This window comes from Alteraurantiacibacter buctensis (genome assembly GCF_009827655.1).
Taxonomy (GTDB): domain Bacteria; phylum Pseudomonadota; class Alphaproteobacteria; order Sphingomonadales; family Sphingomonadaceae; genus Alteraurantiacibacter; species Alteraurantiacibacter buctensis.
Window position 1 is genome coordinate 752,426 of the sequence record NZ_WTYV01000002.1, and the last position, 18,907, is coordinate 771,332.

Genomic DNA, 18,907 nt, shown 5'->3' on the forward strand with positions numbered 1-18,907 from the left:
TCTGCCGGAATTTTGCGGGTTTTGCGATGATTGGACCGGCCAGGCAGGTGATACACTTTGGTCATCAAGGGGTTAACACGCTTGCGGGAACGCGCCGGCGCGGTTAGCGAGTGCGCCATGCGGCAGATGGACATGCAACCCGGCGGCGGCGGCTCGGCCTATAGCGAAGTCCTCGCCGGCAGGGGCCATTCGGCCATTGGCCGGCGTACGCTGCTGGAACGCTATACCTTCATCCTGCCGCTGATGGTCCTGTTCGTGCTGGCGGGGCAGACGCTGGTGGCGCTGACCATGCTTTCCGTGCCGCTGGGGCACCGGGACGTGATCAACGGGTACATTGCTGCCGTCCCGGTCAACGTGCTGGCGGCACTGATCCTGCGCGAGTTTCGCCGCACGCCCGGCACCAGCCGGTTCGCCTTCATCCTGCCCTCGTTCGCCCTGCCGGTGTTGGCGATGCTGGCCGTGCTGGTGGGGCTTCGCATCCCTTACAGCAACTACATGCTGGTGGGCGGCGTGGGCAGCGCGCTGGCCTTCCTCTACCTGATCAGTGCTTTCCAGCGCCCCACCTCGGGACGGCGCATCTACCTGGTGCCGGGTGGCGAGATCGCGCAGTTGCAGGAGGACATGGGCTGGCTGAATGTCGAGGTGCTGCGCAGTCCGGCAGACCTCGCCAGGTGCGGCGACGGGGCGGTGGTTGCCGACCTCAGGCATGAGTTGTCTTCCGAATGGGAGCGCGGCATCGCCCGCGCCACGATCAACGGCGTGCCGGTCTATAACGCCAAGCAGGTGCGCGAATCGCTGACCGGGCGGGTGCAGATCGAATCGCTGTCCGAAAACTCGTTCGGCGCGCTGATCCCCTCGCTCAGCTACCTGCTGGTCAAGCGGGTGATCGACCTGGTGGGTGCGCTGGTGCTGCTGGCGGTGCTGGCCATTCCGTTGGTGGCGATTGCCCTTGTCATCCGCGCCGATTCCCCAGGGCCCGCGCTCTATCGCCATCGCCGCGTTGGCTATCGCGGCCGGCCGTTCGATACGATCAAGTTCCGCACCATGCACGCGCGGGTGCAGGACGATGAGGACCTGGAAAGCCAGAAGACGCTGGACAACGATCCCCGCGTGACCGCGGTGGGCCGGACCCTGCGCAAGATGCGGCTGGACGAACTGCCGCAACTGATTAACGTCGTGCGCGGCGAAATGAGCCTGATCGGCCCCCGGCCGGAAGCCCAGGCCCTCTCGCGCTGGTACGACGAGCATCTGGATTTCTACGACTACCGGCACATCGTGCGTCCAGGCATAACCGGCTGGGCCCAGGTCAACCAGGGCCATGTTACCGAACTGGATGACGTGTATATCAAGCTGCAGTACGACTTCTATTACATCAAGAACGTCTCGGCCTGGCTCGATCTCCTGATCGCGCTGCGGACCTTGGGCGTGATGATCAACTTTCGCGGCGCAAAGTAGGGCGGGGCAGTGATGAACGCGAAATCCGGCCGCAGGCACGGCCGCAGTGGCCGTAAGGGCGGCCTCAACAGCGAAACTGCCTTCTGGCTGCTGGCCGGCTTCGTGGCGCTGGTCATGCTGATGGGCGGCGGATCACGGGCCGACATCGCCAGCAACGGGCCGCTGCGGGCGCTTGCCGCCGTGCTGCTGGCGGTGGGTGTGTGGTACCAGACGCGCACCAGCCTGCGCCGCGTGCTGGTGCCGCTGCTGGCCCTGCTGGCGCTGGCCTTGCTTATCGCCCTGCAACTGGTGCCCTTGCCGCCCGACGTGTGGGGCAGCCTGCCTGGGCGCGAGCCTTTCGTGCGGCTGGGTGAACTGGCCGGTATTCCAGATGCCTGGCGGCCGCTCACCTTCTCGCCGATGAAAACCGGCAATTCGCTGGCCGCGCTGATAGTGCCGCTGGCCGCCCTGCTGATGGTGAGCCTGCTGGACGACGAGCACTGGCGCAACCTTCCCTGGGTGTTCATCGCCGCCGGCGTGGCATCCGCGCTGTTCGGGATGGCCCAGATCCTGCTGCCCGGCGCGGGCGGTCTGTACCTTTACGACGTCACCAACACCGGCAGCGCCGTGGGGCTGTTTTCCAACCGCAACCACAACGCCATGTTCCTGGCGGTGGCGCTGCTGCTGTGCGTGCTGCGGCTGGAGCGCGCCCGGCGCGGCCCGCTGGAGAACGAGGTGCTGGCCGCCGGTCTGGCCGCACTGGTGATCCTGGCTGGTATCCTCGTCAATGCCTCGCGTTCGGGCCTGGTTGGCCTTGGCCTGGTGGGGCTGATCTTCGCGGTGCGGGCCCTGCTCCACTGGCGCGAGCAGGCCCGGGCCGGCCAGTCCGGCGTGCCGCGCCGGGTATGGGCCGGTGGTCTGGTGGGCCTGCTGTCGCTGGGCCTGGTCGCCATGTTTGCCGCGCTGGGCCGCAGCCCGGCAATCGCGCGCCTGCTGCAGGAAGACCCGGGCCAGGACCTGCGCGTGCAGGCGCTGCCCACCGTGCTGGCCATGCTGCGCGATTTCCAGCCTTTCGGCGCGGGCTTCGGCGCCTTCGAATATGCCTTCTTCGTCCGCGAGCCGGAAGCGATGCTGGGCGAGCGCTATCTCAACAACGTGCATAACGACTGGCTGCAGTTCCCGCTGGAGGGCGGCGTGCCGGCGATCCTGCTGGCGCTGGTGCTGCTCGGCCTGTTTGTTAGCCGCTGCTGGCAGCTTGTCCGCGACCGTGCGCACGGCGGGGCCATGCTGCGTAACGCCGTCGCCGGTGCGCTGGTGCTGCTGCTGCTGATGATCGGCAGCCTGGTCGACTATCCGCTGCGCACGCCGTCGATCATGGTGCTGGCCGTTGTGGCGGCCGCCATGCTGTTCAAGCCGATTGCCGACAGCAGGCACTGATATGCATTTGCACAATACTGCAAGGTGGCTAAGACGAGGGCCGAAACGCGGACAAGAAACCGGCCCTGGTGTCGGCGCGAGGTTGAAATTGAGTATTTTTCCTAAGGTATTGCTTGCGGTTGCCGCTTCCGTCAGCCTGGCGGCCTGCGGCGGCGGGGACCGGCCGATCGGTGAGGATAGCGCCACCATGGTGGCCGAACTTACCAGCCTGCCTGCTCCCGGCGCGCAGGACTATTCTGCCGGTCGCCAGGATGACCAGGTGCGCCCGCTGGACCAGTTGAGCATTGCGGTGTTCGGCGTGCCGGAACTGGCGCGCACGGTGCGTGTCGGCAACGGCGGGTTCTTCGACTTTCCGCTGATCGGCGCGGTCCAGGCAAATGGCCGCACGCTGGCCGAAATCGGCTACGAGATCGAGACCCGGCTGCGGGGCACCTATGTCCGCGATCCCGACGTGACGCTGGAATTTGGCGAGCGCAGCGGCCAGGTCATCACCGTGGGTGGCGAAGTCGCCCGGCCGGGCCAGTTCCCGATCCGACAGCGCACCACGCTTATGGAGGCGATCACGATGGGCGGCGGGCGCGGCCAGTTTGCCAGGATGTCCGAGGTGCTGATCTTCCGCGAGGTCAATGGCCAGCGCTACATCGGAGTCTATGACATGACGGCGATCCAGCGTGGCAACTACCCCGACCCGCAGGTCTATGCCCACGACATCATCATGGTTGGCGATTCGCCCAACCGGCGGGCTATGGCCGATGTGATCCAGTATGCGCAGATCCTGACCAGCCCGTTGATTCTCCTCCAGCAGACGATCGGGAACTGAGCCATGAACGGTGAAGCCAATCTGCGTCGTCCGACGTCGGTGCCCGTGCTGGCAGACAGCGCCTATGACGAGGTCGTGGCGGCTGACGGCGGCGTGTCGATGGTCGAGCAGTACCTCCAGGTAGCCCGCAACCACAAGCTGCTGATCGCGGCCATCATCCTGGGCAGCCTGGTGCTGGGCCTGATCATGTCGCTGCTAGCCGAGGAGCGTTTCCGCGCCTCCTCGCGCATCGAGATCAGCCAGATCCAGGATAACGTGACCGAGGTCCAGTCGGTCCAGAACGGGGATTTCCGGCAGGACCGCCTGTACCTTCCCACGCAGTACGAACTGCTGCAGACCAAGTCGCTGGCGGGCCGCGTGGTGCGCGAGCTGAACCTGGGCCAGGATCGCCAGTTTCTCGATGCCTATGGCATCGAACTGGGTGGCGACGCCAATGTCGAGGACATCCTGGCTCCTGTGCTGCTGGGTAACCTCACCATCGTGCCGGTGCAGAACAGCTCGCTGGTGGATATCCAGTTCACCAGCCGCAACCCCGAGGTTGCCGCCAAGCTGGCCAATGCCTGGGCCGACCAGTTCATCGCCGAGAACCTCGACCGCCGCTATGGTGCCACGATCGAGGCGCGCCAGTTCCTCGAGGAACGGCTGGCGCAGACCCGCGAGCGGCTGGAGGATGCCGAGCGGCAACTGATTACCTACGCTTCCAATCGCGGCCTGCTGACCATCGAGCAGGCCAATACGGGAGGATCGGATAGCCAAGGCACAGTGTCGCAGACCCTGGTGGCCAGCGACCTGCAGGCCCTCAACCGGGAACTGGCCGCTGCCACCTCTGCTCGCATCACGGCGGAAGCCGCGCTGGCCGCCGGCAATACTTCGGACACCAGCAGCACATCGGCCACTGTGGCCTCGCTGCGCCAGCGCCGGGCCGAGGCAAACGCCCAGCTCGCCGACCTGACCAGCCGCTTCGGTGATGGCTACCCGCCGGTCCGTGCCCTGCGGGCGCAGATTGCCCAGCTGGATAACGACATTGCCAGCGAGGAAGGCCGCACTGTCTCGCTCAGCCGCACTGCCTACCAGGAAGCCCTGGGCCGCGAGCAGCGCCTGCGGGCGCAGGTCAACGGCCTGCGCGACCAGTTCGTTACCCAGCGGCAGGACAGCGTCCAGTACAACATCCTGCAACGCGATGTGGATACCAACCGCGAGCTCTATGCCGGCCTGCTGCAGCGCTATCGCGAGATCGGCGTGGTCGGCGCGGGAGAAAGCAACGTGCTGGTGGTTGACCGGGCCAGCGTGCCGGGTGCCCCGTTCGAGCCCAACCTGGTCCAGAACCTCGTTGTCGCCCTGCTCCTGGGCGTGCTGCTGACCGCCGTGGTCCTCTTCATCCTCGAGCAGCTCAACCAGAGCTTGCGCGATCCGCGCGAAGTGCAGGAACGGCTGGGTCTTCCCCTGCTGGCCGGCATTCCGCGCACGGCCGAGAAGGACCTCATGGAGGATATCACCCGGTCCTTCTCGGAACTGTACGAGGCCTATTTCAGCCTCACCTCCACCATGGCGTTCCGCAATGGCGGAATGGTGCCGAAGTCGATCATGGTCACCTCCTCGCGTCCTGGCGAAGGCAAGAGCCTGAGCGCCGTGGCGCTGGCCTACCTGCTGGGCCGCCAGGGCAAGAAGGTGCTGCTGGTCGATGCCGATCTCAGGCATTCGGGCATGGGCAAGTACCTGCAAGCCGAAAGCAACATCGGCGTCAGCCAGTACCTGCAGGGCAACGACGACTGGCGCGCCATGCTCTCGCGGCCCGATCCGCTGGATGGCTTCGATCTGCTGGGTCCGGGGCGCAAGTCGATGTCGGTTGCCGAGATGCTGGCCAACGGCCGCTTCCAGCGCCTGCTCGACGCGGTCGAGGCGGAATACGATCACGTGGTGGTCGACGGGCCGCCGGTGCTGGGCCTGGCCGATGCGCCGCTGATCGCAGCCGCGCTCTCGGGCGTGCTGATTGTGATCGAGGCGAACGAGGGCAAGTGGCGCTATGTCGAAAGCGCGATCATGCGGCTCGAGCAGGCCCATGCCACGCTGCTGGGCGCCGTCGTTACCAAGCTTGATGACCGCAACGCCAGCTATGGCTACGGTTATGGCTACGGCTACGGCTATGGCTATGGTCCGGGCGGCAAGGACGGTTCCGGGCAGGAGGCGTCTGCGTGAACCGGGTAGCCCGGTGGATCGTTTGCGCGCTTTGTCTGGCCCTGGCACCGGTTCTGCTGTTCCAGGGCCAGGCCAATGCCAACCGGCCATCGGGACCGTTCCTGACAACTAATGGCTTCAACCTGGCGGGAATGGCCCGGGCCGGCCTGCGGGTGCGCGAGACCCGCGGCACCACCACGCTGACGGTAGAGCCGGCGGCTCTGCGGATGGCTCGCCGGGCCTTTGCCCGCGAGCCGCTGGCGGGTGATGCGCTGTTCGTCATGGCCATCGACGAGCGCGCCAATGTGCCTGGCGGCGAGGGGGAGCAGGCGCTGCTGGATGCCGCTGCCGCGATGATCCCGCGCAGCCGTTATCTCGGCGCGTTGCAGGTAGAGCAGTTCTCGCGCCGGGGGGACTTTACCCGCACCTTTGCGGTGATCGATCGCCTGGCGCGGGTCTATCCGGGTCTTACTTCCGAATTTGTCCAGCCGCTGGTGGAGGCACTGCGCCAGGACGATGCGCTGGACGTGATGGCCACCGCGCTTGCCGGCAACCCGGTGTGGGCCAGGGAGTTCTGGTTGGCCGTGCCGGGTGATCCGGAGCTGGTGGGGCGCATGTTTGCCCTGCGCCAGCGGGTGGACAGCGGCACCGATGCCACCACCGATGCCCGGCTGATGGCCGGCCTGGTGGGGGCCGGACGGTTCGACGATGCCATCGCCTTCCGCGACAGCCTGCCTGCCGGCCGGCCGCAGGGCACCGGCTTCGTGAGCTTCGGCGGAGAGGCGCCGTTCGGCTGGAACCTGGAGGCCAGCGGAGAGCGGGCAATGAACCCGCAGGGCGATGCGGGTTACGACGTTTTCGTCCAGCAGGACACCAGCGGTGTGCTGGGACAGCAACTGCTGGCCCTGCGGCCGGGCCGCTACACCTTTGATGCCACGGTTACTCCGGTCTCCTCCGCCCCGAACCTCAAGGTACGCCTGCGCTGCGCCACCGCGCGCGGCGATGCCGGCACCACGCAGCCGCTGGGCAAGCCCTTGAGCTTCAGCGTTACGGGCGCGTGCGAGGCCTGGTGGCTGGAGATCATGGGCGATGCCTGGAACTTGCGCGATGGCCTGCGCGCAACATTATCGGACATGAGCTTCGAGGCTGCGCGGTGACATGGCCGGCGATCACCGGCAGGACCAGCAAGACCGGGTAATCTGGGTCAACCGGTTCTTCTATCCTGACGAATCGGCCACCTCGATCATGCTGACGGACCTGGTGCGGCAGCTCGCCGCCACCGGTGCCGGGCACGAACACCACCTGGTGACCAGCACTGCGCGCTATGCCGGCGGGGCGGAAGACGGTGGGGCGGGGCTGCCCGGCGTCATCGTCCACCGCATCCCCGCCCTGGGCCGCGGGAACGATTCCCTGCTGCTCCGGCTTGCCAACTTCCTGCTGTTCTATACCGGCGCGCTGCTGCTTTTGCTGCGGTACGCCCGCCGCGCCGATACCATCGTGGCCCTGACCGATCCGCCCTTGGTGGGCACTGTCGCCGCACTGGCCGCGCGGCTGAAGGGGGCGTGGCTGATGCACTGGGTGCAGGATATCTTCCCCGAAACAGCCAGCCGGCTTGGTTTCGCCCGCGAGGGTGGCGTGCTGGAGGGAATGCTGGTCCGCCTGCGCAACGCCGCCTGGCAGCGCGCCGGGCGCAACGTGGTCATCGGCGAACGGATGCGGGACTTCCTGGTGGTGCAGGGCATCCGGCCGGAACGCATCGCGGTGATCCCGAACTGGGCCGACGAGACCGCGATCCGGCCCGTGCCACCATCCGCTAATCCGCTTCGCGCCGAATGGGGTTATGCCCCGGAGCACTGCGTTATCGGCTATTCCGGCAACCTGGGCCGGGCCCACGATGTGGCCACCAAGGTCGCGGCCATGGAGCACCTGCGCGCCGCCGGCCCGGCCAACCTGCGGTTCCTGTTCATCGGGGGCGGTGCCCGGCAGGGCGAACTGCGCCGCCTGGCAGGCGAGGGGGATGATGGCCTGCTGGCCTTCCGTCCCTACCAGCCGATGGCCATGCTGGCGAACAGCTTGTCGGTGCCCGATGTCCACTGGATATCGCTGCTGCCCCGGCTTGAGGGGCTGATCGTGCCAAGCAAGCTTTACGGTGTGCTGGCGGCAGGCCGGCCGGTGGTCTTCATTGGCGATCCGCGGGGCGAGGTGGCGCGGCTGCTCGCCGAGGGCGAGTGCGGGGCCAGTTTTGCCCCGGGCGAGGCTGACACGCTGGCCCGCTACCTGGCACGGCTGGCACAGGATCCGGGCCTGCGCGCCGAGCTGGGTGCCAGGGCCCGATCGCTGGCCGAGGACCACCTTCATCGCCAAGGCCGGGCTGCTGCCTGGCGGGCCCGGTTGCGGGGCGATGGCACCGGCGAAGGCGGCAAATAATGGGTTTGTTCCGCGCGGCTTATATGCCAATTGGGTCGGCATGACCCAGTCGACGATCACCCCCAACAGGCCCGGTGCCCGTCGCTACCGGTCGGCCCCGCGTGCCCCCGCCCGGGCTGCTGCGGCGCAAAGTGGCGGCTACATCCTGCCCGGTACTCCGCCCATCGCCCTGCTGCAGGCCACGTTTGCGCTGGTCGTGGGGTGCCTGGTGACCGGTTTTTCGATGCCCGAAGGGATCGACGAACTGGCGGTCTATCGGCACTGCTCGATGTTTCTGGGCCTGTCACTGGCCGTTTCGCTGCTGATCCAGGCGCGGGGCAACCTGCGCCGGCTGATCCGGGCAGACGTGGTGGCCCTGTGCGCCATGTATTTCCTGACCTTCGCCGAGTTTCTCAACCCCGACGTGCGCGTGCTGTTTGCCGGCTATACCGGACAGGCCCAGCACGCATCGTGGCTGGTGCTGGCAACGATGATGTCGATCGCTGTCGGCCGTCATCTGGCGCCGAACCTGGGAAGCAGGCCGTTCAATCTGCCGCACCTGTCGTTGAACGGCATGCTGGTCGTGGCCGTCGTCTGTTTCTTTCTGGGCTACCTGTGGCCGCTGATCACCGTCAACTTCAACCCTGTGAGCCTGGTGACCGAGGCGCTTGGGCCCCGCTTCAGCCAGCCCTGGCAGCGCGGGCGCACGGGTGACTGGAGCTCCTTCCTCACCGAGCTGAGCCTGCTGCACTATGCCTTTGCGGGCCTGGTCGGCGTGATCATGAGCGGGCGGCAGAAGCTGGTGCTGCCGGTGGTGGGCCTGCTGGCCGGCCTGTTCGCGTTCATGTGCTTCATGGATTTCGCCGCAGGCACCCGCTACATCCTGATGATCAAGCTGGGTCTGGCGGTTGCGGGCTATGTGGCGGGGTCGCGCAAGATTGCCAGCATGAAGCTGTGGATCGTGGGTGCGCTCAGTCTGGCGGCCATGTGGTTCATCACCGGCGAGATGCTGCGCTTGCGCGAAGTGGGGCTGACGCGCTGGATCGAGGGTGACCAGATCACCGCCGCCACCGCGGGGCAGAACTACTTCCTGGTCGACAACAACATGATCACGATCGCCCGCGCCCTGCAGGTGTTTCCCAATCCCAACCCGTTCCCGGGGGCCGACGTGGTCCTGGTGGCAATCACCAAGTGGGTTCCGCGCGTGCTCTGGCCGGGCAAGCCGGCAGAATGGGGAACAAGCCTGGAACAGGCCCTGGGCCTCGACGGCAGCTATACCCTGGCGGTCACGCTGACGGGCGAGGCATACCTGATCGCCGGCCTGCCATCGCTGATCGTCGTCGGGCTGCTGATCGGCATGGCCACCACTTTCTGGAACCGGAAGGGCGAAACCCTGCGCAGCAACCTTGACCTGCTCCTCTACATCAGCGCCTTCTTTGCCGCAGCCATTTGCATGCGATCGCTGCAGTTCGTGACCGTGGCGATCCTGCCCACGGTCATGGTGTACATCATGGGCAAGGTGGTCGCCCAGCAGCGCAGCCGCGTTCCCGGCGGCAGACGGTACCAGGCCTGAGAGCTGTGATGCACGGTTTTGCTGTTACACCTGCGTGCAACCGCGCCGTCGCCACCAGTGCCACCGGCACTGCGTGGAATTGCGGATCAGTCCTGGCGTTTGACCCTCTGCGGGTGACAACCGCCACCACATATGGCAGCGCGTTCGCTCTCGCTGCATCCAACCTTTAGTTCGAGGAACCCGTTCCGAATGACGCGCACGCATTGCATGAATTGTGGCGAAGCCCGCCTGCACGAGTTCATCGACCTGAAGGACCAGCCCAACGGCAACAGCTTCCTCCATGCGGACGAGCTGGCGAAGGAGCAGAAGTTCCCGCTGGCCATGATGGTCTGCGACAACTGCTGGCAGGTGCAGATCAACGAGTTCCCTTCACAAAAGGTGCTGTTTGACGACCATGCCTATATCACCGGCCGCAATGCCCCGGTGGTGGCGCACTTCAAGGAGCTGGCCCCGCGCATCGTCAACAAGCTGGGCCTGAAGGAAAACGACCTTGTCATCGACGTGGGCGCGAACGACGGCACCTTCCTGCGCGCCTTCCAGAGCCAGGGAATGCGCGTGCTCGGGGTCGATCCGTCGGACCGCACCGGCCAGCTGGCCCGCGCGCAGGGCGTCACCGTGTTCCGCCAGTTCTGGTGCCACGAAACCGGCAAGAGCCTGAAGCAACTGGGCGTGAAGCCCGATGCCATCACCGCCACGGCGGTGTTCTATCACGTGCCCGACCTGCACGATTTCGTGGCGGGACTGGAAGAGGTGATGGGGCCGAACACGGTGTTCGTGGTGCAGGGCGTCAACTGCCTGGACCTGATCCAGAAGAACGAGTTCGACCATTTCTACCACGAGCATAGCTGTATCCACGCGGTGGGCCCCCTGCAGCGGCTGTTCAACGCGCATGGGCTGGCCATCCGCGACGTGGAGTTCTCGCCCATCCACGGCGGCAGCTTCATCCTCTATGTCTACCGGCAGGAGAACCCGATTGCAGAAAGCCCTGCGGTGGCCGCTGCCATCAGGGCCGAGGAAGAGGCCGGCCTGTTCCGGTTGCAGACCTACCAGGACTTCGCGGCCCGGGTGGAGCACAACATGACCGAGCTGCGCGCGCTGCTCGAGAAGCTCAAGGCCGAAGGCAAGACCGTGTGGGGCCTGGGCGCACCGGTGAAGGGGTCCACCGTGCTCAACTATGCCGACATCGGCCCCGATCTGGTCAGCCACGTGACCGAGGTGAACGAGTTCAAGATCGGCCGTGTCACGCCGGGCACGCACATCCCCGTGATCGACGAGAACGCCGTGACCGAGCACCCGGACTACTATCTGGTGCTGTGCTGGAACTTCCTCGATTTCCTGCTGGGCAAGTATGACGGCTACCTGAAGGCCGGCGGGCGTTTCATCACCCCGGTGCCATCGGTGCAGATCCTGGGGCCGGGTGGCAAGCCGGAAGCCTGATCGATGAAGAACGTCATCGTCACCGGGGCCACGGGTTTCGTCGGCAAGACGCTGGTGCGCGAGATCCGGCGCCGGTTTCCGGATGCCAACGTGATTGCCGCAGGCTCGGCCACGGTCGACCTGGCCGACATGCATGCCACATCGGCGTGGATGCAGGGCCTGAAGGACAGCGGCTTTGCCTGCGATCACATCATCCACCTGGCCGCGCTTTACAAGGCGGGCGACTGGCCAGTGCGCCATCCGGCCACGCAGCTTTACGCCAACATGGTGATCAACATTAACCTGCTGGAAGGCTGGAAGTCCTTTTTCCCTGAGGCCAAGCTGACCGCGATCATTTCCTATTGCCTCTACCCCAGCACCGAGCATCCGCACCCGGAGAGCGAGCTGTGGGGGCACGAGCCGGAGGAATACCTGTTCGCCTATGCCTTCGCGAAGAAGGCGTTGCTGGTGGGGCGCAAGGCCTACCTCAAGGAGTATGGCCTTAAGAGCACCTGCGTGGTCCTGCCAACGGTCTATGGCCCGGGTGACAGCTTTGCCGAAAACAGCCACGTGGTGGGCGCACTGGTGGGCAAGTTCGTGCGCGCCGCGCGCGAAGGCAAGCCATCGGTGGAAGTGTGGGGGACCGGCGATCAGCAGCGAGAGTTCCTGCATGTGGATGACGCCGCAGACGGCATCATCGCCGCTGCCCTCGGCTCTGACGAGGAAGCGCTTAACCTGGGCATCGGCGATGCCTATCGCATCCGCGATATTGCCGAATGGATCCGCGATGCCGCCGGGTTCACGGGCCAGATCGAATACCGCGTGGAGGGCCGCTTCGTGGGGGTCCACAAGCGGATGCTCGACGTGACCCTGGTGCGCGAGACGCTGGGCTGGACCGCGCCTACGCCCATCCGGGACGGGTTGCAGAACACGGTCGACTGGTACCGCGACCAGCTGGACGCGGGCCTGGCATGAGCGGGCAAGCACGGCTGTCATCCGGTCGCGCGCCGTGGCACAGTGCCGCAGGCTTGCGGCAGGGGCGGGACGGCCGGTCGGCGGTATGAAGGCATCAATCTTCAGCAGTGTCTACGAGATCATCCGCCCGTTCGGACGGCGGCGGCTGGTCAGCGTGTGCCTGGTCATGCTGCTGCAGGCGGTTACCCAGTTCCTGGCGGTATTCTCGCTTGCCCCGTTCCTGGCGGCGGCAACCGATACCGCACTGTTCCGTGGCTCCAACGCCGGCCAGCTGCTGCTGGGCGTGCTGGGCGATGTCTCCGATTTCGACCTGATCATGATCACCGGCATCGTCTCGCTGGTCAGCATCGCGATCAGCAATGCCGTGGGCCTGCTGGGCGATTATACGCGGGCCCGCTATTCCTATGCGCTGGCGCACTGGACGCGGATGCGCGTGCTGCACAATGTCCTGTCACGGCGGTACGAATACTTCCTTTCGGTCAACACTGCGCACCTTTTGAAGACGCTGGCGGAAGATGTGAGCCTGCTGGTCAATCACGTGGTCATGGCGATTCTCGACCTCGCCTCGCGTGCTGTCATCGTCGTGCTGCTGGCGCTGGTGGTGCTGATCGTCAGCCCGCAGGTGATGCTGGTAGCGGTCCTTGCGCTGGGCGTGTTCGTGCTGACTATCCTGAAGCCCATGCGCCGCCGGGCGGCGGATGCCTCGGACGAATTGCTGGTGTGGCTGCGGGCCACGTTCAAGGAGGTCAACCAGCTCCTCGCGGGGATCAAGCCGGTGCTGGCCACATCGCGCATCCCGCAGTTTGTCGACCGGGTCTCGCGCGCCTCGCAGGGATATTCCAACGTGATGGTACGCATGCCGATCTACGCCGCGATCCCGCGCAGCGCGCTGGAAGTGCTGGTGTTCGGCGGGATCATTGCCTGGGTGATGGTGGTCATGGCTACCGGCGGCAACCTGATTGCCATGCTGCCCGAACTGGGCGTGATCGGGCTGGTTGCCTATCGCATGATGCCGCTGCTGCAGGCGATCACGATCCAGAGCATGAACATCACCTCGTCCCGCCAGGCGCTGGACGAGGTGCTGGCACTGTATCGCGAGCAGCATCTCCATGCCGACCAGCCGGAACCCTGGACCGCCAAGCCGGAGCAGCCACCGGCCATCACCTGGGCAAGCGAAATCCGCCTGCAGGACGTGAGCTTCACCTACGCCGGGGCGGAGCGCAAGGCGATCGACGGCATCAGCCTGACCATCCCAAAAGGCTCGCACGTGGCTTTCGTAGGGCCCACCGGATCGGGCAAGTCGACCATCATCGACATGCTGATGGGCCTGCTGCTGCCCACCGAGGGGCATATCCTGATCGACGGCAAGCCGCTGACCGCCGAACAGACCCCCGCCTGGCGCAAGGGCATCGGCTATGTGCCGCAGGATCTATTCCTGTACGATGCCACCATTGCCGAAAACATTGCCTTCGGCTTTCCGCGTAACGAGGTGGACGATGACCGCGTGCGCGAGGTGGCCGGCCTGGCTCGGGCGGCGGAATTCATCGAGCAGCCGGGAACCGCCGGGTTCGAAACCATGGTGGGGGAGCGCGGCGTGCGGCTCAGCGGCGGCCAGCGCCAGCGGCTGGCCCTGGCGCGCGCGCTTTATGACGGGCCGCGCGTACTGGTGCTGGACGAGGCGACCAGCGCGCTTGATCCACGCACTGAGGCAGCCGTGGTGGCCAACCTGGGCAAGGGGAGCGACAAGCTGACGGTGATCTCGATCACCCATCGGCTAGCGACCATCAAGCATTACGACTGCATCTTCTTCATCCGTGACGGGCGGATCGTGGCCTCCGGCTCGTACGACGAGTTGCAGAAGGACCCTCACTTCCACGAGTTCAGCCACTGATGCCCGCGCCGCACGGTCCGCTTGCCGGCAAGCGCATGCTGGTGGTCGAGGAAGCGCTGAAAAGCGAGAGCGGCCATTGGTTCGAATATGTTCGCTCCGTCAAGCAACTGAACGCTGCTGCGGGGGCGGAAACCGTGGTGGTGGTACACAAGGATGCCCAGCCTGACGTGGTGGCCGCGCTGGAGGCGCACGCGCTGTTTCCGTGGACCAACTGGGACGGGATATACAACCATCCCCAGGCCTGGCGGCGCTATCTCGGCATCGTGCAGCACAACTGGCGGGTGTTCCGCCTCATGCGCGGGTTCGTGGCCAGGCACGGTCCGTTCGACATCGTCTTTGCCCCTACCGTGGTGATCCACCACGTGTTCGGCTGGCGCTGGCTGATGGCCGCTCAAGGGCACAGGATCGGGCAGATCGTGCTGCTGTTCCGCAACAACGCTGGATCCTATGAACCCGGACGGCGCGAGCCGGTGTTCAAGCGCTCCACTGCCGTGCTGCGCTGGGCCTTGCGCAGCTTTGCTCCGCTGATCGCGCGCGGACGGGCGCGTTTCGCCACCGACAGTGCCAAGCTGGCGCTGGAGTATCGCCTGCTGTGCGGCATCGAGCCGCAGGTCTTTCCCAGCCCGCGCGTGTCGCCGCCGCCGCCGCTGGAAGAGGCCACCCGCGCGCCCGATGCGCCGGTTACCTTTGCCTGCCTGGGTCCGGCACGGTTCGAGAAGGGGATCGATGTGATGCAGGAAGCGATCCGCCGCTTCCTGGCGGCCCATCCGCAAGCGCGGGCGCGGTTCGTGATCCAGTGGAACCAGCCGATCCTGGACGAATCGGGCGCGCTGTATGAACCCGATCCCGCGCTGGTGGCCGACCCGCGGGTGGACCTGATCACGGAGGCGATGAGCAGCGAGCGCTACGATGCCGAAGTCGCCGCGACCGATTGCATGCTGCTGCCCTATCGCCGCGCCAGCTATTATGCGCGCATTTCCGGCGTGGCGGTGGAGGCGGTGACGGCGGGCGTACCGCTGATCTACACCCGCGACACCTGGTGCGAGGACCTGGTGGCCGACGTGGGTGAGGGCATTGGCGTGGACGATGGCGACGTGGACGGGCTGGCCCAGGCCATTGCCCGCATGGTCGCCGATTTTCCCGCCATCTCCGCCCGCGCCCGCGCGAAGGCCCTGGCCGCGCGCGAGAGCCATTCGGGTGAAGCTTTCACCGCCGCCCTGTGGGGCCTCGGCGGGCATGGCTGACGCAGCCCCCTGGATCACCTGCCAGATCGGCGCGCGCGAACACTATGTGCTGGCGGCGGAGCTTCACCGGATCGGGCGGTTGCGAAGGCTGGTCACCGATCGGTGGGCACCGCCGGGTTCTCTGGCTGCGGGCCTGCCCGGCGCGTTGGGGCAGCGGCTGGCCGATCGTTACAATCCTGCGCTGGCCGATGCCCCGGTGACGCATTTCACCGCTGCCTCGATGGCTCGCGAAGGGCGTGCGCGGCTGCCGGGGGCAAAGGCTGGCTGGCACAAGATCATGGCCGACAACGCCTGGTTCGAGCGGCGCAGCGCGGCGGCCCTGGTGCGGGGCGGCTGGCTGGACGGGCAAGTCAAGCCGGTGGTCTTCGCCTATAGCTATGCCGCGCTGGGCATCCTGCAGGCAGCAAAGGCGGCGGGCTGCGTGACCGTGCTGGGGCAGATCGACCCTGCCGTGATCGAGGAAGAGATCGTCGCCGCCCTGCCGCATGGTAACGGCAGGTTGGAGCGGACCCCGCCAGGTTACTGGCCACGCTGGCGGCAGGAGTGCGCGCTGGCCGATCACATCGTGGTCAATTCCGCATGGGCGCGCGACGGGCTGGTGCAGGCAGGGATCGCGCGGGAGAAGCTGCACGTGGTTCCGCTCGCTTACGCCGCACCACCGACGCCGCAACGCGGGCCCGTGCCGGAGGTGTTCACCGCGGCCCGTCCGCTGAAGGTACTGTTCCTCGGCTCGCTGATCGCGCGCAAGGGCATTCACGAGGTGATCGGCGCGGCAGGACTGCTGGCTGGCGAGCCGGTGGAGTTCCATCTTGTTGGTCCGGGCGGCGATGCACTGCGGGGCGAATTGGCCGGGATACCGCATGTGATCGACCATGGCCCGGTGCCGCGCGGTGAGGTGCCGGCACGCCTTGTCGCTGCCGACCTGTTCGTCCTGCCGACCCATTCCGACGGGTTCGCGCTGACCCAGCTCGAGGCCCAGGCCCACGGCCTGCCGGTGATCGCCTCACGCCGTTGTGGTGACGTGGTGCAGGACGGGATCAACGGCACGTTGCTGCCAGAAGTCTCGGCCGAGGCGCTGGCCGCTGCCGTGCGTGGCTATCTTGCCAATCCCGGCCTGCTGGGCACGCAAGGGCAGGCGGCGTTGGCGGGCCTGGACCGGTTCAGCCCGCAACGGGTGGTGGCGGATCTGCTGCGGATCGCAGGCTAGCCTGCCTTGCCCTCGCGGCGGGCGATTTCCAGTTCCGGAAATGGCGGATCGTTGCCGATCAGCGTGTTCAGCGTGATGGTCCGCATCTGCGGATTGATAACGGCCGCCACCGCCGAAAGGTAGGACACCGTGCGCACGCACACCTTGGCGCGGGCGATCAGGAACGAGTTGACCAGTGCTTCCAGCGCCTTGTCGTCCGGGTTCATGGTGGAGCGATAGCGGGCCGTGCCCGATGCCACGTCACCGATGTCGTAGGAGACGAACCGCGCCCGGGGAAAGCGCGCCCGCACGACCTGCGCGAAAGCAGGGATATCCGTGGCCAGGAACACGACCGGATCGGCCAGGCCCTGCAACTGCCGCTCGATCTCGGCCAGCGCTGCGTCGGCGCTGGTGGTGGTCGCTTCCATCGACTTGTCGGTGCCGCGATAGTGGATGGCCAGGTCGAATGCGGCAAACCCCTGCGAGCCTTCCTCGATCGCGTCAGCCAGCAGCGGGGTGGGGCGGAAATGGCGCTGCACCAGTTCGCTGGCGCGCTGCAGGTCCATATGGTCCGGCCGCAGGTACTCGATGATGAAATCGCAGGTCTTGCTGGGCAGCATCCGAACATCGGCGGGCCAGGGTTCGGCGATGAAGTGGCGGGCCAGCACGTCCTGTCCCGGTCGGGCATAGAACGGGCTGGTGGCGCGCAGGTGGCAGGCGATTCCAGCGCGTTCAAAGTGATCGTGCAGCAACAGGGCATGGCACACGATGGCCCCCATGCCGATCGGCGTATCGATATCGAGGCCAATGGCGGCCTGCCCCGTGCCTTTCCAGCGCGCATAGGCGAGGGCCCCCGGCAGGGCGCGGACCTTGCGCACCGCGCCCGATGACTTGGCCCGCACCATCACCGGATAAAACCGGCCCAGCCGCCGCTTGGCCAGCGCCTTAAGTTCCGAATAGGCCAAGCTTAAATCCACCACCGCTGCATTGCGCCGGTTCCTAGGGCGGGCAGCCCCGGCGAGCAAGGCGTTTGGCCGGTCACCGGCTGCGGCCTGTGGCGAGGGGTTTTGACTGGCGCGTCGGCTGCCCCTACCGAGAGGCGGATGAGCCTGCGCAAGATTCTGATCCATTGTTCGCTGCCCGAAGGTGGCCTGGCCGAGCATTCGCATTACCAGGCGCAGGCGCTGGAGGATGCGGGGGTGGCGGTCACGCTGCTCACCTGCCGGCAGTTCCTCCCCAGCCACCAGGGCAAGCGTTATCGCCAGTTGAATTGCCTGCTGGCCCCCTATTCCACCAGCCGCAACCCCTGGCTGCGCCGCGCCTGGTTCGTGCTGGCCACGCTCACCAACGAGTTCATGCTGGCTCTGGTGATCGTATTTGGCCGGTTTCGCCACGTGGTCATGGCCTCTCCGTCGGAAACGCTGGTGCTGCTGTGGATCTGGCCCCATGCCCTGCTGCGGCTGCTGGGGGTGCGCTATGCCACCAATATCCACGATCCCCAGCGCAAGCCGCGCGAGGGGCTGGGCTGGCTGCATGGCTGGGCGGTCAGGGCCAGTTTCCTGCCGATCCGCTATGGCCTGATTCACGAGGATTTCGATCCTCACCAGCCACATATCCCTGCGCATGTGCGGTGTCTGCGCGTGCCCTATGGCTGCATGGCGGCGAGCATCTCTCCGCAGGACGGGCAGGATCTGCGTGCCCGGCTGGCTCCGCCAGGATCGCACGTGTTCCTTTCCTTCGGCTACATTGCCGACCGCAAGAACATCGACGCCTGCGTGGAAGCGGTGGCGCAGATTCCGCAGGCCGTGCTGCTGGTGGCGGGCCGGGTGGCCTCGCGCCATGACAAGCCGGCACAGTGCTACCGGGACCAGGCCGCCCGGCTGGGCTGTGCCGACCGGGTGCACATCTTCGATGGCTTCGTGCCGGAGGAGATGATCGCCCACTATTTCGGCGCTGCGGACAGCGTACTGCTGACCTACAAGGCCGAATTCGTCTCGCAGAGCGGGGTGCTGTTGCTGGCCGCGAACTGGGGCAAGCCCGTGATTGCGTCCTCGGGGCCTGGACCGCTGGTGGAAACGGTCCGCAAGTTTGACCTGGGGCCGGTAGTTCCGGCAGAAGACGTAGCGGCCCTTGCCGAGGCCATGCGGCAGGTGATCGCCAGCGGCTATTCCGCTGCCGGGTGGGCGCGGCTGCGCGAGCACGCATCGTGGGCGCGCAATGTGGCGATCCTGCGGGCGGCGCTTGAAGGGCGAGCCGACGAGGTAGCGGCGTGACGGCGGGGGTGATCCTTTGTGGCGCCGACGGCGCATGGCCGCTATCCTCGCGGATGAAAGGGCGGGGGACAGTCTGA

At 66.4% G+C, this 18,907-nt stretch carries 14 protein-coding genes; 13 read left to right on the forward strand and 1 reads right to left on the reverse strand.

Features of this window, described 5'->3' with window-relative positions:
* The first annotated feature begins 117 nt into the window (after nucleotides 1-117).
* From GRI99_RS08165 to GRI99_RS08220, 12 genes are all read left to right on the forward strand, one after another.
* Entirely contained in the window at nucleotides 118-1,455 is a 1,338-nt protein-coding gene (locus tag GRI99_RS08165) for a sugar transferase (RefSeq protein ID WP_160771517.1), read from the forward strand.
* Nucleotides 1,456-1,467: 12 nt separating this feature from the next.
* Nucleotides 1,468-2,871, forward strand: a complete 1,404-nt coding sequence (locus tag GRI99_RS08170) for an O-antigen ligase family protein (protein ID WP_160771518.1) — start codon at nucleotides 1,468-1,470, stop codon at nucleotides 2,869-2,871.
* Nucleotides 2,872-2,980: 109 nt separating this feature from the next.
* Entirely contained in the window at nucleotides 2,981-3,691 is a 711-nt protein-coding gene (locus GRI99_RS08175; RefSeq protein WP_160771519.1) for a polysaccharide biosynthesis/export family protein, read from the forward strand.
* Between the two features lie 3 nt (nucleotides 3,692-3,694).
* Nucleotides 3,695-5,887, forward strand: coding sequence for a GumC family protein (locus tag GRI99_RS08180; protein WP_160771520.1), 2,193 nt, complete (start codon nucleotides 3,695-3,697; stop codon nucleotides 5,885-5,887).
* Complete coding sequence (locus GRI99_RS08185; protein ID WP_160771521.1) at nucleotides 5,884-7,023, forward strand: hypothetical protein; 1,140 nt, start codon at nucleotides 5,884-5,886, stop codon at nucleotides 7,021-7,023. Before GRI99_RS08180 ends, GRI99_RS08185 begins: the two co-directional genes overlap by 4 nt.
* A gap of 1 nt (nucleotide 7,024) precedes the next feature.
* Entirely contained in the window at nucleotides 7,025-8,293 is a 1,269-nt protein-coding gene (locus GRI99_RS08190; protein ID WP_160771522.1) for a glycosyltransferase family 4 protein, read from the forward strand.
* A 40-nt stretch (nucleotides 8,294-8,333) separates the two neighbouring features.
* Complete coding sequence (locus tag GRI99_RS08195) at nucleotides 8,334-9,845, forward strand: hypothetical protein (protein ID WP_160771523.1); 1,512 nt, start codon at nucleotides 8,334-8,336, stop codon at nucleotides 9,843-9,845.
* 189 nt (nucleotides 9,846-10,034) lie between these two features.
* Nucleotides 10,035-11,282 carry a class I SAM-dependent methyltransferase gene (locus GRI99_RS08200; protein WP_160771524.1) on the forward strand — a complete coding sequence of 416 codons (1,248 nt, stop codon included), beginning with the start codon at nucleotides 10,035-10,037 and terminating at the stop codon, nucleotides 11,280-11,282.
* 3 nt (nucleotides 11,283-11,285) lie between these two features.
* Nucleotides 11,286-12,236 carry an NAD-dependent epimerase/dehydratase family protein gene (locus tag GRI99_RS08205; RefSeq protein ID WP_160771525.1) on the forward strand — a complete coding sequence of 317 codons (951 nt, stop codon included), beginning with the start codon at nucleotides 11,286-11,288 and terminating at the stop codon, nucleotides 12,234-12,236.
* 85 nt (nucleotides 12,237-12,321) lie between these two features.
* Complete coding sequence (locus tag GRI99_RS08210) at nucleotides 12,322-14,127, forward strand: ABC transporter ATP-binding protein (RefSeq protein ID WP_160771526.1); 1,806 nt, start codon at nucleotides 12,322-12,324, stop codon at nucleotides 14,125-14,127.
* Nucleotides 14,127-15,371, forward strand: a complete 1,245-nt coding sequence (locus GRI99_RS08215; protein WP_160771527.1) for a glycosyltransferase — start codon at nucleotides 14,127-14,129, stop codon at nucleotides 15,369-15,371. The genes GRI99_RS08210 and GRI99_RS08215 overlap by 1 nt, the downstream gene beginning before the upstream one ends.
* Nucleotides 15,364-16,578: a glycosyltransferase family 4 protein gene (locus tag GRI99_RS08220; RefSeq protein WP_160771528.1), complete on the forward strand. Its 1,215-nt coding sequence runs from the start codon at nucleotides 15,364-15,366 to the stop codon at nucleotides 16,576-16,578. Before GRI99_RS08215 ends, GRI99_RS08220 begins: the two co-directional genes overlap by 8 nt.
* Here the strand turns inward: GRI99_RS08220 and GRI99_RS08225 are convergent.
* Nucleotides 16,575-17,522, reverse strand: a complete 948-nt coding sequence (locus tag GRI99_RS08225) for an O-fucosyltransferase family protein (protein ID WP_160771529.1) — start codon at nucleotides 17,520-17,522, stop codon at nucleotides 16,575-16,577. The genes GRI99_RS08220 and GRI99_RS08225 overlap by 4 nt on opposite strands.
* A gap of 138 nt (nucleotides 17,523-17,660) precedes the next feature.
* Here GRI99_RS08225 and GRI99_RS08230 point away from each other — a divergent pair, with 138 nt between their 5' ends.
* A complete protein-coding gene (locus GRI99_RS08230; RefSeq protein ID WP_160771530.1) occupies nucleotides 17,661-18,830 on the forward strand; it encodes a glycosyltransferase family 4 protein in 1,170 nt (389 codons plus the stop codon).
* Nucleotides 18,831-18,907: the final 77 nt, after the last annotated feature.

What these genes read in the sequence shown, in the direction of transcription:
- GRI99_RS08165 (WP_160771517.1), top strand. Translation starts at nt 118, where the DNA reads ATGCGGCAGATGGACATGCAACCCGGCGGCGGCGGCTCGGCCTATAGC.
- GRI99_RS08170 (WP_160771518.1), top strand. Translation starts at nt 1,468, where the DNA reads ATGAACGCGAAATCCGGCCGCAGGCACGGCCGCAGTGGCCGTAAGGGC.
- GRI99_RS08180 (WP_160771520.1), top strand. Translation starts at nt 3,695, where the DNA reads ATGAACGGTGAAGCCAATCTGCGTCGTCCGACGTCGGTGCCCGTGCTG.
- GRI99_RS08190 (WP_160771522.1), top strand. Translation starts at nt 7,025, where the DNA reads ATGGCCGGCGATCACCGGCAGGACCAGCAAGACCGGGTAATCTGGGTC.
- GRI99_RS08195 (WP_160771523.1), top strand. Translation starts at nt 8,334, where the DNA reads ATGACCCAGTCGACGATCACCCCCAACAGGCCCGGTGCCCGTCGCTAC.
- GRI99_RS08200 (WP_160771524.1), top strand. Translation starts at nt 10,035, where the DNA reads ATGACGCGCACGCATTGCATGAATTGTGGCGAAGCCCGCCTGCACGAG.
- GRI99_RS08205 (WP_160771525.1), top strand. Translation starts at nt 11,286, where the DNA reads ATGAAGAACGTCATCGTCACCGGGGCCACGGGTTTCGTCGGCAAGACG.
- GRI99_RS08210 (WP_160771526.1), top strand. Translation starts at nt 12,322, where the DNA reads ATGAAGGCATCAATCTTCAGCAGTGTCTACGAGATCATCCGCCCGTTC.
- GRI99_RS08215 (WP_160771527.1), top strand. Translation starts at nt 14,127, where the DNA reads ATGCCCGCGCCGCACGGTCCGCTTGCCGGCAAGCGCATGCTGGTGGTC.
- GRI99_RS08220 (WP_160771528.1), top strand. Translation starts at nt 15,364, where the DNA reads ATGGCTGACGCAGCCCCCTGGATCACCTGCCAGATCGGCGCGCGCGAA.
- GRI99_RS08230 (WP_160771530.1), top strand. Translation starts at nt 17,661, where the DNA reads ATGAGCCTGCGCAAGATTCTGATCCATTGTTCGCTGCCCGAAGGTGGC.